Annotated in this window: 12 protein-coding genes; 2 read left to right on the top strand and 10 right to left on the bottom strand. The window is 60.0% G+C overall.

Annotated elements, in window-relative coordinates; genetic code table 11:
• Nucleotides 1–110 precede the first annotated feature (110 nt).
• On the top strand, nucleotides 111–380 hold the full coding sequence (gene hypC, locus EGX79_02740; protein AYX81197.1) for a HypC/HybG/HupF family hydrogenase formation chaperone: 270 nt from the start codon (nucleotides 111–113) through the stop codon (nucleotides 378–380).
• Nucleotides 381–396: 16 nt separating this feature from the next.
• A complete protein-coding gene (gene hypD / locus EGX79_02735) occupies nucleotides 397–1,548 on the top strand; it encodes a hydrogenase formation protein HypD (GenBank protein ID AYX81196.1) in 1,152 nt (383 codons plus the stop codon).
• On the opposite strand, the gene EGX79_02730 is transcribed toward hypD, so the two are convergent.
• The 10 genes from EGX79_02730 to EGX79_02685 form a co-directional block, all read right to left on the bottom strand.
• Nucleotides 1,549–2,412, bottom strand: a complete 864-nt coding sequence (locus EGX79_02730; GenBank protein ID AYX81195.1) for a CoA ester lyase — start codon at nucleotides 2,410–2,412, stop codon at nucleotides 1,549–1,551.
• Between the two features lie 132 nt (nucleotides 2,413–2,544).
• The gene (locus EGX79_02725) at nucleotides 2,545–3,753 is read right to left on the bottom strand and encodes an acetyl-CoA C-acetyltransferase (protein ID AYX81194.1); all 1,209 of its coding nucleotides are present in this window, start codon (nucleotides 3,751–3,753) and stop codon (nucleotides 2,545–2,547) included.
• Nucleotides 3,754–3,811: 58 nt separating this feature from the next.
• The gene (locus EGX79_02720) at nucleotides 3,812–4,480 is read right to left on the bottom strand and encodes a CoA transferase subunit B (GenBank protein AYX81193.1); all 669 of its coding nucleotides are present in this window, start codon (nucleotides 4,478–4,480) and stop codon (nucleotides 3,812–3,814) included.
• On the bottom strand, nucleotides 4,481–5,233 hold the full coding sequence (locus EGX79_02715; GenBank protein ID AYX81192.1) for a CoA transferase subunit A: 753 nt from the start codon (nucleotides 5,231–5,233) through the stop codon (nucleotides 4,481–4,483).
• A gap of 4 nt (nucleotides 5,234–5,237) precedes the next feature.
• Entirely contained in the window at nucleotides 5,238–6,992 is a 1,755-nt protein-coding gene (locus EGX79_02710) for an AMP-binding protein (protein ID AYX81191.1), read from the bottom strand.
• A 103-nt stretch (nucleotides 6,993–7,095) separates the two neighbouring features.
• On the bottom strand, nucleotides 7,096–7,974 hold the full coding sequence (locus EGX79_02705) for a CoA ester lyase (protein ID AYX81190.1): 879 nt from the start codon (nucleotides 7,972–7,974) through the stop codon (nucleotides 7,096–7,098).
• A gap of 7 nt (nucleotides 7,975–7,981) precedes the next feature.
• Nucleotides 7,982–8,524: a MaoC family dehydratase gene (locus tag EGX79_02700; protein ID AYX81189.1), complete on the bottom strand. Its 543-nt coding sequence runs from the start codon at nucleotides 8,522–8,524 to the stop codon at nucleotides 7,982–7,984.
• A 2-nt stretch (nucleotides 8,525–8,526) separates the two neighbouring features.
• On the bottom strand, nucleotides 8,527–9,696 hold the full coding sequence (locus EGX79_02695) for an acyl-CoA dehydrogenase (protein ID AYX81188.1): 1,170 nt from the start codon (nucleotides 9,694–9,696) through the stop codon (nucleotides 8,527–8,529).
• A gap of 79 nt (nucleotides 9,697–9,775) precedes the next feature.
• Nucleotides 9,776–11,869 (bottom strand): acetyl/propionyl-CoA carboxylase subunit alpha, encoded by a 2,094-nt coding sequence (locus EGX79_02690; protein ID AYX81187.1) that lies wholly within the window; start codon nucleotides 11,867–11,869, stop codon nucleotides 9,776–9,778.
• A gap of 54 nt (nucleotides 11,870–11,923) precedes the next feature.
• Complete coding sequence (locus EGX79_02685) at nucleotides 11,924–13,504, bottom strand: methylcrotonoyl-CoA carboxylase (GenBank protein ID AYX81186.1); 1,581 nt, start codon at nucleotides 13,502–13,504, stop codon at nucleotides 11,924–11,926.
• Between the last annotated feature and the right edge of the window lie 295 nt (nucleotides 13,505–13,799).

Below are 13,799 nucleotides of genomic sequence, written 5' to 3'. Positions count from 1 at the left end.
AACTTCACAGCTGGTGGCGGACAAAACTGCTTGCGTCACTCGTCCTTCGAAAACGAGGTTCGCTGCCTCTGATGGTAGTCTCGATAAGTATTGCAAACGAGGAGAAGCGTATGTGTCTTGGTGTCCCTGCCGTCATCACAGAAGTCCACGATGCTGCCCGTGCAACAGTGGAAATTGGTGGCGTCGCACGCATGATTTCCACCGATTTACTTGTTGACGAGAACCTCACCGCCGGTGACTGGGTTCTCGTACATGTCGGTTTCGCCATGAGCAAGATCGACGAGGAAGAAGCCAGACTTTCGCTCCAGCAAATCAAACAGCTAGGCGGCGACACTTACGAGGATGAGCTGGAATCCTTCTCATCGTCACAGATCAACTGAGGGGCTGGACGGCACCATGAAATACGTTGACGAATTCCGCGATCCCGCCGCTGCGAAGAAGCTGCTCGCACGCATTGAACGCGAGGCCACCAAGCTGGAGAAGCCCATCGCGCTGATGGAAGTCTGTGGCGGGCACACGCACACCATTTACCGCTACGGCTTGGAAAACCTCCTACCCGAAAACATCGAGCTGATCCACGGACCCGGCTGCCCCGTCTGCGTCATCCCCATGGGTCGCGTCGACGATGCCATTTGGCTGGCACAGCAGGAAGACGTCATTTTCACGACCTTCGGCGACATGATGCGCGTGCCGGGGTCCGAAACGTCGCTGATGCAGGCACGTGCGCGCGGCGCCGATGTGCGCTTTGTCTACTCGCCTCTCGACGCGCTGAAGATCGCCACCGATAACCCCGATAAGCAGGTCGTTTTCTTCGCCGTTGGGTTTGAGACAACCGCCCCGTCGACTGCCGTGACCATTGAGGCCGCGCGCCGGCAGGGAGTGGAAAACTTCTCCGTATTTTCCAACCACGTACTCATCGAGCCGCCACTGCGCGCCATCGTCAACGGCGGCGAAACCAAGGTCGATGGTTTCATCGGCCCAGGTCACGTGGCTACAACCACCGGCACGGACGCCTTTGAGTTCCTGCCGCGCGAGTTCAATCTGCCAGTGGCTGTCACCGGTTTTGAGCCATTGGATGTGCTCCAGGCCGTCGTCATGCTGCTGGATCAATTCGTCAGCGGCGACGTTGCTGCCGGTAAGTCCCGGGTGGACAACCAGTACGCGCGCGTCGTTCGCTCTTCCGGCAACACCACCGCGCAGAAACTTATGGACCGCGTCTTTTCCCTCCGCGACACCTTCGAGTGGCGTGGTCTCGGCTGGATTGAAAACTCCGGCCTCGGCATCTCTGAGGAATACGCGGCATTCGACGCCGAGCGTCGTTTCCAGGTGCCGGGGCGCCGTATCCCAGACCCCGTGACCTGCGAATGCGGTTCTGTGCTCACCGGCCACATCAAGCCCTGGCAGTGCGCGGTCTTCGGCACTGCCTGCACCCCGGCGACCCCCATCGGCACCTGCATGGTCTCCCCCGAAGGTGCCTGTGCGGCGTACTACAACTTCGGCCGCATCGATCGGAAGATCACCGAGAACCTGGCGAAATCCCGCCGCTAGTTACTCCGTAATTCCCGCTCGCGCGAGCGCTGCCACGGCTTGCTTTACGACGGGCGCGTCAATCATTTCACCATCGAGCTGGAAGGCGCCAGTGTGCGTACCTGCGTGATCGACAATCTTCCGGGCGCGGGCGAGCGTTGCTTCCGACGGCTTATATGCCTTGCGCACCGGCGGCACCATCGCCGGGTGGATGCAGGCCGTAGCCAGGAAACCACAGCCCACGGCATCGAGAGCCTCTAGGTACTGGCCGCGCTCATCGCGAAAGTCAGTATGAACGGCATCAATGGCGGCAATACCCGCCGCAGCTGCATGCACCTGAACGAGTGCACGAGCCAATCGCTGCGGATCGCGGTAGTGGCGACGAGGGTTTTCATCCACACTCTGGCGCGAGGACACGCCACCGAGTTCGGCGGTCAGGTCTTCGGCGCCCCAGAACAGACCCACAACGTCCGGGTGCATGGCAATCTGCTGGATATTAATCATGGCCTGCGGGGTTTCAATCATCGCGATGATCTTCAACCCTTCGAGCTCTGCGGGGATGGAGTCTCGAATCTTGGGCACCATGACGATGTCGTAGTCACATGCACGGGCAAAGGCGACATCCTCCGCGAAGGTCGGAGTCCCGGGACCGGTGATCCGAAGAATAGTCGTCTCCGGGTCGAGCGGATTGTTGATGATGTTCGCACGTGCCTGCTCGTGATTGTCAACGGCAGCGCCGTCTTCCAGGTCAATGATGACCATGTCCGATCGTTCAGCAGCTTTCTGGAAACGTTCCGGACGGTCAGCCGGGGCGAAGAGTAGCGCCGGGCCAGAGGGAAGCCAAGGGAAGGTCTGTTCACCATCGAGGGAGCTAAAGCCTGTCATAGCTCCTAACCTAATTGAAAACTCGAATCACCTTCGCGCAGGGGCTCCCCCAGGAGACAACAAAACCCGCGTTGTGGCATCCATAGAGTGGAAACCACAACGCGGGCTTGCTGAGTTTTCAGCCTTTGGCGATTAGTCGCGGTACAGCAGCAGCGCATCGCCCTGACCGCCGCCACCGCACAGGGACACACCAGCGCGACCCGAACCGCGACGGTTCAGCTCCATCGCAGCGGTCAGAGTCAGGCGGGCACCAGAGCAGCCAATCGGATGGCCGAGGGCAATCGCGCCACCGTGGATGTTGGTCTTCTCCAGCGGGTAGTCCAGCTCACGCAGGGACTTGACGGCCACCGCACCAAATGCCTCGTTGATCTCGATGAAGTCGAGCTCCTGCGCGTCCCACTCAGCGCGACGCAGGGCCTCCTTCAAAGAGTCCGCAGGCTGAGCGTGCAGGGAGTTATCCGGACCTGCGGTCTGGCCAGCCTTGCCCACAACTGCGAGGTAGTCCAGGCCGTGCTTTTCTGCGTAAGCACGCGATGCCAGCACAACTGCTGCGGCACCGTCGGAAATCGGCGAGGAGTTACCGGCAGTGATGGTGCCGTTTTCCTTCAGGAAGACCGGGCGCAGCTTAGCCAGGGTCTCCACCGTGGTCTCCGGGCGAATGCCCTGGTCGGTGTCGACAACTACCGGGTCACCCTTGCGCTGCGGAATCTCGATTGGAGCGATTTCCTGCGCGAAAATACCGTCTTCCTGCGCCTTAGCCGCACGCTGGTGAGAAGCGGCCGCAACCTCGTCCTGCTGCTCGCGGCTAATGCCGAGGTCGCTGTTCGGACCGTCGGTAAGCGTACCCATGGACACACCATCGAAGGAGTCGACCAGACCGTCGCGCTCCAAGGTGTCCTCCAGCTTCAGCGCACCGAAGGACTGGCCCTGACGAACACCGCGTGCAACGTGCGGAGCGTGCGTCATGGACTCCTGACCGCCTGCAACGACGACGTCTGCATCACCGAGACGAATCAAGCGAGCGGCGTGAATGACAGCGTTTAGGCCCGAGAGGCAGACCTTGTTAACGATCTCAGCGGTCGTATTCCATGGCAGACCTGCTTTAATGGCGACCTGTCGAGCCGGGTTCTGGCCAGCACCTGCGAGAATCACCTGGCCCAGAACGACGTGCTGAACCTCTTCCGGGGCAACGCCGGAACGCTGGACAGCGTGCTTGACAGCATGTGCGCCGAGTTCGACGGAAGTAAGCGGTGCCAGCTGGCCGAGCAGCTTGCCCTGCGGGGTGCGGGCACCGGCGAGGATAACGACATCATTCGGGCTGGGAGCTGGAAGGTTACTCATGGATGGATTCTCCTAAGTCAAATCTGATGAGTGTGGACTGACCATGATTGCTGCGTATTTAATTCTCGAGGTCAACCACGTATGCGGCTTCGGTGTTGGCCTCGATATCGGCTAGCGTCACTCCAGGTGCCAGCCTGCGTAGCACCAGGTGATCATCAGCGACATCGAAGCTTCCCAGGTTGCTAATAATCCTTTTCACTACTTTTGCACCTGTGAGGGGCAGTTCGCAGGCTTTTACCAATTTTGGTTTGCCATCTTTGGAAACGTGATCGGTCAAAACCACCACTCGAGGGGTACCAGCGACTAAGTCCATCGCGCCGCCCATGCCCTTTACCATCTTTCCCGGAATCATCCAGTTGGCCAGGTCACCGCACTGGCTAACCTCCATTGCGCCCAACACGGCCATTTTCACAGCACCGCCGCGAATCATGCCGAAGCTGGTGGCGGAGTCGAAGATTGCCGCGCCCGGCACCAATGTCACGGTCTGCTTACCCGCATTGATAAGGTCGGCGTCCTCTTCACCTTCATATGGGAAGGCGCCCATTCCCAAAATTCCGTTTTCACTCTGCAGCAGAACACGCACACCTTCGGGAATATGGTTTGCCACCAGTGTCGGAATGCCGATACCCAGATTCACATAGTCGCCATCGCGCAGCTCTTCGGCGGCCTGCTGTGCCATCTCGTCACGGCTCCAGCCCTTGTCCATAATTGTCTTCGCAGGTGCCATTTAAATCTCCTCCCCTGCTGCCGCGTCACCGGCATCGTGGCTGGAATCGGTATTGCGTTGCCGAGTTGTGCGCTTTTCAATGAGCTTCTCGCGGCCGTCACCGCGGACGATGTGCTGGATATGCACACCCGGAGTCATCACCAGATCCGGGTCGATCTCACCGCGGCCAAGCAAGTGCTCCACCTCCGCAACGGTCACCCTGCCGGATGCTGCACACAGTGGGTTGAAGTTCTGCGCGGTCCGGCGATAGACAAGGTTGCCGTCGATATCGCCGTGGTAGGCGTGCACCAGGCCAATGTCGGCAACGATGCCACGCTCCTGCACGTAGGTCTGCCCGTCGAAGTCGGCGTGGGGCTTGCCCTCTGCAACGAGCGTGCCGACGCCGGTTGCGGTGTAGAACGCCGGAATACCTGCGCCCCCTGCGCGAAGCCGCTCAGCCAGAGTTCCCTGAGGGGTGAACTCCACCTCGATTTCTCCTTCGAGGTACTGGCGGGCAAACTCCTTGTTCTCGCCGACGTAGGAGGCCACTACCTTTGCCACCTGTTTGTTCTCCAACAGAATGCCGAGCCCAGTACCGTCAATGCCCATGTTGTTGGACACGATGGTGAGGTCTTTTGCCCCGGAGTCGCGCACGCCTTCGATGAGGGTATATGGCACACCACACAGGCCAAAGCCGCCAACTGCCAGGGTCATTCCATCAGTGACAAGGCCTGCGACAAGCTCACGGCCGGTCTGATCAGTTGTTTTTGACATTCTTCTACACCCAGCCCAGGATTCGCGGAGCCATCTCACGCATCTCGACCTTGCGGACCTTGCCCGACGCGGTCATCGGGAACTCCTCGACGACGTGGACGTAGCGCGGAATCTTGTGACGCGACAGCTTGCCGTGGGCAAAGGCCGCCACATCGTCAGCGGTGAAGTCTTCCACATCGTCGTGCAGAATTACCCATGCCATAATCTCTTCGCCGTACTTGTCATCCGGCACACCGATGACCTGCGCATCGACGACAGCCGGGTGGGTGAACAGGAACTCTTCAATTTCGCGCGGGTAGATGTTCTCACCGCCACGGATGAGCATGTCCTTAATACGTCCGGTGATGGACAGGTAGCCCTCGTCGTCAAGCACACCCAAGTCGCCGGTGTGCATCCAACCGTCGGCGTCGATGGCCTCGGCGGTCTTTTCCGGGTGCTCCCAGTACTCCTTCATAACGGAGTAACCGCGAACGACAACCTCGCCCTGTTCGCCTCGCGGCAGCGTCTCACCCGTTTCTTCACAAATGATGCGGGCTTCCAAGTGCGGCATAATCTGGCCGACGGTGTTGACGCGCTTTTCCAGAGGAGAATCTGCGCGGGTCTGGAAGGACACCGGCGAGGTCTCCGTCATGCCGTAACAGATGGCAATCTCGCGCATATTGAGTTTATCCATCACATCACGCATGGTCTTCGACGGGCACGAGGTACCTGCCATCACTCCTGTGCGCAGGAGCGACAGGTCGTAGGGGGATCCGTATTCCTCCTGATCATGAGCTTCTTCAAGCTCATTGATGAACATCGTCGGCACGCCGTAGAGGCTGGTGGCCTTGGCCGAGTGCACAGCCTTGAGTGTTTCACGCGCCTTAAACGACGGGGCCGGGATGACAATAGCGGCACCGTGGGTGAAGGCGGCGAAGGTGCCAATCACCATGCCGAAGGTGTGGAAGAACGGCACCGGCACACAGATGCGGTCGGTCTCGGTGTAGCCCAACAGCTCACCGATGAAGTATCCATTGTTCAGCAGGTTGCGGTGCGTTAGCGTAGCGCCCTTGGGAAAGCCTGTCGTGCCCGAGGTGAACTGGATGTTGATTGGATCATCCGGCTTCAGCTGGGAGGTGTACTCGCTCAGGTCGTCGATTTCGCTGTGCATGTGCTCGTACCATTCGGACGAACCGAAGTAAATGACCTTGTCCAAGCGCACACCGCGCTGCTTGGAGGCCTCAATCAGCATGGTTCGGTAATCGGAGTCCTTGTAGCGGCGAGCGGCAAACACCATACGCACACCTGCCTTTTCCAGCACGTAGTTCAGTTCGTGCTGGCGGTAAGCCGGGTTGATGTTGACCAGCACCAGGCCGATGTGGTGGCAGGCGTACTGCACCACGGTCCACTCCCAGCGGTTGGTGGACCAAATGCCGATGCGGTCTCCTGGACGGTAGCCCTCCCGGATGAAAGCGCTGGCCAGGCGCAGAACCCGGTTATAGAAACGCTCAAAGGTAAAGGAGACATCCGCGTAGACGTCAACGACGGCGTCGCGGGAAGGAAATTTCTCCACAATCGCACGCAGGTTCTCACCGAGGGTCTCATCGCGAAGTGGAGCGGCGCCTTGCTCGACACCGGCGCCGAACACGTGGCTCATCTTGTTGCCATCGGCATCGACAACATCCTTGCCGTATGGTGCCGGCACAGTGGTGAAGCCCTCCGGCAGCTTCGAAGGATCAGCAGTGCGCTGTTCTGCGTGGTTCTTCAATGTCGCGGTCATGGGGAGATCTCCTTGGTTTAAGTGACTCCGCAGAGTGCGGAGTGTGTGAGAGGAAAATGTGTTCTTTAGGGGGATAAATCAGTGGTCGTTACCGGCCGTGGGACTAACCGGTTACAGCAGCTCGCCGAGCAATGGCTTCTGCTTGACGGAAGAGCGGCGCATCCACCATCTGGCCGTCAAAGCTGAAGGCACCGGTGTTCTTTTCCGCTTCCGCCAAGAGCCGACGCGCCCAATCAATCTCCTCGTCGCTGGGGCGGTAAGCCTTGCGGATTGTCGGGACCTGACCGGGGTGGATACAGACGGTGGCGGCAAATCCCAACGCAGCGGCATCTGCGGCCTCCGCAGCTAGCCCATTTGCGTCGGAGATATTGACGTAGATGGAATCCAGACTGGCCTTACCGTGCGCCGCTGCAGCCAGGTGAACGTGGCTGCGGGTATGTACCGCCACACTGCGGTAGCTACCCGCATGGATACGGCCCGGCGCGAGTGCAGCCTCTGCTTCGCTAAAGCGTGATGACGTTCCCGCCAATCCCGCCACCAGGTCCTCTGCGCCCCAGAACAGTGCAACGACACCATCGGCCTGCGCCAGCTCTTCGGCGCGCATGACCCCAAGCGGAGTTTCAATAAGGGCAATGACCTGGGTCTTCTCCCCCAGTGCCGCTACCAACTCATCCACTTGCTGAGCCGAGGAAGCCTTGGGCAGCATCACCTGGCGGAAAGCGGTGCCACGCAGCATGTCAATATCCGCTGCGTAGTCCTCAACCTCCGGTGGATTGACACGCACAATCGTGCGGGCCGGGTCGAGGTCACAGGAGGCGATATCCTCGCGGGCAGCCTCACGGTTTTCTGCGCGACAGCCATCCTCCAGATCCAGAATCACCATGTCGGCGCGGTCAGCAGCTTTGCCGAATCGCTCTGGCCGATCGGCCGGCGCAAACAGAATTGCAGGGCCCAGCGGCTGCCAGGAGTTATGCGTAGACATGAGCCACTCACTTCCCCGCTGAAGCTGCGTTCTCGGAGCCGTCGTCAAGCGAAGTCGGTGCGCATTGGACGAGCGTGGAACGGACTGCGCGGCAGACGACGGTGCCGTCCTGGTTGCGTCCAATGTGCTCGAGCTCGACAATGCCCTGGTTGGGGCGGGACTTGGACAGGCGCTTGTTACGGCAGACGGTCTCTGCGTACAGGGTGTCGCCGTGGAACATCGGTGCGGGAAACGCCACTTCGGTGAAGCCGAGGTTGGCGACGATGGTGCCGAGCGTCAGCTGCCCGACAGACAGCCCGACAACCGTCGACAGCGTCCACATCGAATTGACCAGGCGCTCGCCTCCGAATCCCGGCTGCTGGCTCGACCAGTGCGCATCCAGATGCAGTGGCTGGGTGTTCATGGTCAGCGTCGTGAAGAGGACGTCATCGGTTTCAGTGACGGTTCGCCCCGGACGGTGCAGGTAACGCGCGCCAACCTCGTACTCTTCGAACCACAGTCCGCGCTGCACGACGTCGCGGGTGACGTCGGTTGCGTTGTTGTCAGCCATTTTTACAGCCCCAATCCGCGCGCGATCAGCATGAGCTGCACTTCGGTGGTGCCCTCGCCGATCTCCAGGATCTTGGAGTCGCGGTAGTGGCGTGCCACGCGGTACTCGTTCATGAACCCGTAGCCGCCGAAAATCTGCGTCGCGTCGCGCGCGTTGTCCATCGCAGCCTCCGAGGCAATCATCTTGGCGATGTACGCTTCACGACGGAACTCTGCGCCCGCGGCCATCTTTGCGGCTGCGTCGTACCACGCCATCCGTGCGGCATGCGCACGCGCTTCCATACGGGCAATCTTGAAGGAAACAGCCTGGTACTCGCCGATTGCACGGCCCATGGAGTGACGTTCCTTGGCGTGGCGAACCGACTCATCAACACAACCCTGCGCAGCACCGGTGGCAAGCGCTGCGATTGCGACACGCCCCTCGGCCAAGATGGACAGGAAGTTAGCGAAGCCGCGACCACGGGTGCCCAGCAGGTTCTCCTGCGGGACGCGAACATCGGTGAAGGTCAGTGGGTGGGTGTCGGAGGCATTCCAACCGACCTTGTCGTAAGCCGGTTCCGCGACAAAGCCCTCCGTGCCACTCGGCACGATGATGGTAGAAATCTCCTTCTTGCCATCTTCCTTCTGGCCGGTGACTGCGGTGACAGTAACCAGCGAAGTAATATCCGTGCCGGAGTTGGTGATGAACTGCTTGGCGCCGTTGATGACGAAATCATCGCCGTCTTCACGGGCTGTGGTGCGGGTGGCGCCGGCGTCGGAACCTGCATCCGGCTCGGTGAGACCAAAGCCAGCGAGCTTCTTACCAGCAGTCAGCTCGGGCAGGTAGGTCTCCTTCTGCTTGTCATTGCCGAAGTGGAAGATTGGCATGGCGCCCAAACCAACGCCGGCTTCCAGGGTGATAGCGACCGACTGATCGACTTTAGCCAGCTCCTCCAGGGCGATACCGAAGGACAGGTAGTCACCGCCCATGCCACCGACTTCCTCGGGGAATGGCAGACCGAACAGGCCCATTTCGCCCATCTGCGAGACAATCTCGTACGGGAAAGTGTGGTTGCGGTCGTGCTCGGCGGAAACCGGGTCGACAACTTCGTTGGCAAATTCGCGAACTACTTTCTGCAGTTCCACGTATTCGTCGTCGAGGATGGCGGTTGCAATCTTGGTGCTTTCGGACATGATGAGTGCTCCTTAAAAGATTTTGTAGGTGTGGGACTTGATTGGCGTTAGACCTGGTTGGTGCGTTTCGTGTGGGTTTTTATTCCTCGGCTTCGGCCACAGTGATGACCGCCAGCTGCTGGTCACCGGTGACCTGATCGCCCGGCGCGACGGTGAAGCTGACCTCACCCGCAATTTCGGCAGTGAGAGTGTGCTCCATCTTCATGGCCTCCATGGCCAACAGAGCATCACCAACTTCGACGCGGGTTCCCTCCTCCACCGCCAACGCGATAATCGCGCCGGGCATCGGAGCTTGGATGACTCCCGAGCCTCCGGCATCGGCTTCGGCTCCGGTGGTGACTACCTCGGTGCGAGGCAGCACCCACGTGCCGTGAGCGCCGGCGACGACGTATTCTTCATGGTTCGCAGCCCCCGCATTGTCGATGGTCTCGACCAGGAAGTGCTGTGCGACACCGTCGCGGACGATGCGCAGGTGTTCCCCGTCGCGGTAGACCGAAACCTTGTAGTTTCGCGGTTCTGGAACGTCGATCTCTTCGTTCTCCGCCTCGGCGGACAGGCCCGCGACCACATCACCAACGATGACGTCGGCGCTCGACGGCGTGCCCACAATCGAGATCAGACGCGAGTCCTCCCCCGTTCCGAAGCGGATGCGCTGCGCGGCCGGGGTACTGGCGCGCCAGCCGTCCGGGGTCAGCCACGGCGAGTCGGTGGCCTCTTCAAAGCGAGAAGTCAGCCAGTCCATCGCAGCGGCGAGGTAGACATCGTCCGGTGTTTCGGAGGTGGCGAAGCCTTCCGCCACACGGTCGAGCAGACCGGTATCAAGATCGCCGACGCGAACCTCGGGGACGTTCAGCAGGTAGCGACAAAAGTCGATATTGACACCGACACCTGCGACAACGGTGTCTCCGAGCGCCCGGTCCAGCCGCTCGAGCGCCTGCTCACGGTTTTCCCCATGGGAGATGATCTTCATCAACATCGGGTCATAGAGGGATGAGACCTCGGAACCGTCGACAATGCCGGAATCCACCCGGATTCCCGCCCCGCTCGGCTCGACGACACGTGTGACCGTGCCACCGGTGGGCAGGAATCCCGCCGCTGGGTCTTCGGCATACACGCGAGCTTCAATCGAGTGACCGGTGAGAGTTACATCTTCCTGAGCAACCGGCAGTGGGCGTCCCGAGGCAATGTCAACCTGCAGTGCCACCAGATCCAGGCCGGTGACCTGCTCAGTTACCGGGTGTTCAACCTGCAGACGCGTATTCATCTCCATGAAGAAGAACGACGACGGGTCCTTCGCCGGCACAATAAACTCCACCGTGCCCGCACCGACATAACCAACCGAGCGGGCCGCGTCACAGGCCGCTTCACCGATTGCGCTGCGCGTTTCCTCATCCAGCAGGGGGCTCGGCGCTTCCTCGATGACCTTCTGATGGCGTCGTTGCAGCGAGCACTCACGCTCGCCCAGGTGGATCACATTGCCGTGTTTGTCTGCGAGGATCTGTACCTCGATATGCCGCGGGGTGTCGACGAAGTGCTCGATGAAAAGGGAGTCATCGCCGAAGGCACCCGCCGCTTCACGACGAGCCGTTGCGAGCGCCGCCGGCAGGTCAGCAGCGTCTTCCACGCGGTGCATACCCTTACCGCCACCGCCTGCCGATGGCTTAATCAGGACTGGAAAGCCAATCGATGGGGCTGCCTCAATGAGGTCCTCGTCGCTAAGCCCTGGGCGAGATAGACCCGGCACGGTGGGAACATCGCGGGCTTCGACGGCAGCGCGGGCGGAGATTTTGTCACCCATGGTGTTGATGGCACTGGCCGGTGGGCCAATGAATTCAATACCTGCTTCCTCACAGGCGGTCGCGAAGTCTGCGTTTTCAGACAGAAAGCCGTAACCGGGGTGGATTCCGTCTGCGTCGCAGCGGCGAGCGGCATCGATAATCTTGTCGATAACCAGGTAGGACTCACGTGCCGGAGATGGGCCAATGTGGATGGCCATATCCGCCATGCGGACGTGAGGGGCGTCGGCATCGGCATCCGAGTAGACCGCGACGGAGCGAATTCCGTTGTCACGAAGGGTTCGAATAATGCGGCAGGCAATCTCCCCGCGGTTTGCGACCAATACGGTACTCAGGCTGCCGCCAGCTGCGTGGGGCTGCGTGTTGTGCGCTGTCATGTGCCCTGTGTTTCCTTTCCAGAAAATGCGGTGTCGAGAGTTTTTAGCTGGTTACTACATGCGGAAGACGCCGAAGCCCTGTTCATCCAGGGGCGCGCCACTTGCCACATCGAGGGCCATGCCAAGAATTCGGCGGGTATCTGCGGGATCGATGACACCGTCATCCCACAGGCGAGCCGATGAGTAATAGCAGTGCGACTGGCGCTCAAACTGCTCGCGGATCGGAGCTTCAAACTCCTCCTGCTCTTCCTGCGACCAGCTCTCACCTGAGCGTTCAATCTGGTTGCGACGAACCGTCGACAGCGTCATCGCCGCCTGTGGACCGCCCATGACGGAAATGCGAGCATTCGGCCACATCCAGAGGAAGCGCGGCGAATATGCGCGACCGCACATGGAGTAGTTGCCGGCGCCGAAGGCACCACCGATGACTACGGTGAACTTGGGCACGCGGGTGGTAGCCACGGCGTTGACCATCTTGGCGCCGTGCTTTGCGATACCGCCGGCCTCGTATTCGCGACCAACCATGAAGCCCGTGGTGTTCTGCAGGAATACCAGTGGGATGCCGCGCTGATCACACAGCTCGATGAAGTGCGCGCCCTTCTGCGCAGATTCCGCGAAGAGAATGCCGTTGTTGGCGATAATGCCGACGCGGTGGCCGTGGATGCGGGCGAAAGCAGTGACCAGGGTCGTACCAAATTCGGCCTTAAACTCCTGGTATTGACCTCCATCCACAATAATTTCAATAACCTCGTGAACGTCGTAAGGCACTTTGGCATCGACGGGGACGACATCGTAAAGATCGGTCTGGTTGCGAGTCGGCGAGACGGTGGATTCTGTGTCCCACGGAACTTCCGGGTCCTTGGGGAGCGTTGCGACGATATCGCGGACACGACGCAGTGCGTCGGCATCGTTAACCGCGAGGTGGTCAGTAACGCCGGAGGTCTTGGAGTGCAGTTCGCCGCCACCGAGTTCCTCTGGTGTGACATCTTCACCAGTTGCAGCCTTAACCAGTGGCGGGCCTGCCAGGAAGATGGTGCCCTGGTTTTTCACAATGACCGCTTCATCGCTCATCGCCGGCACATAGGCGCCACCGGCGGTACAGGATCCCATCACGGCGGCAATCTGCGGAATCCCGCGAGCGGAAAGGTTGGCCTGGTTGTAGAAAATGCGACCGAAATGATCGCGATCAGGGAAAACTTCATCCTGGTTGAGAAGCATGGCCCCGCCGGAGTCGACCAGGTAAATGCACGGCAAGTGGTTAAGGCTGGCAATCTCCTGTGCGCGCAGGTGCTTCTTGACAGTCAACGGGTAGTACGTTCCGCCGGAAACGGTTGCGTCATTGGCTACAACCAGGCAGCGACGACCTTCGATGATGCCAATGCCGGCGATGACGCCAGCAGCCGGAACCTTGCCGCCATACATTTCGTGGGCCGCTAGCGGTGCGACCTCAAGGAAAGGGCTGCCGGGGTCAAGCAGTTGGTTGATGCGCTGACGTGGCAGCAGCTTACCGCGGGAAATATGGCGAGCACGGGCACGTTCGGAACCACCGCGTGCTGTTGTGCTAAGCAGCTCTTTGAGCTCTGCGACGAGCTCTTCGTGGCGCTGTCGGTTGGTCAATGCTGGAGCGTGAGTCATGGGCGAAATACTTTCCGTTAATGACTATTAACTTTCTTGACGAAAAGATTAATGCGACCCCAGTCACCTCACAACAAATTTTGTTTCCTAGACCACACTTTCACCCCCGGAAGTCTTTTATGCAGCTTGAAATACACACCTCTCCCCGAGGTCGCAACATGTTTCCAATAGAGATTTATGTTTCCCCTAGAAATCTGTTTCGGGGGTGAATTCAACTGAATGTGAGCGCCCTGCACCGCACAACAAAGCCGCCTGACCTCACACTGCTGAGCACAGTGAGGCCAGACGGCAGAAG

It is taken from the genome of Corynebacterium jeikeium, assembly GCA_003955985.1.
Taxonomy (GTDB): Bacteria; Actinomycetota; Actinomycetes; order Mycobacteriales; family Mycobacteriaceae; genus Corynebacterium; species Corynebacterium jeikeium_D.
The sequence above is the reverse complement of the archived record's forward strand: the minus strand, read 5'-3'. Positions and strand labels throughout refer to the sequence as shown.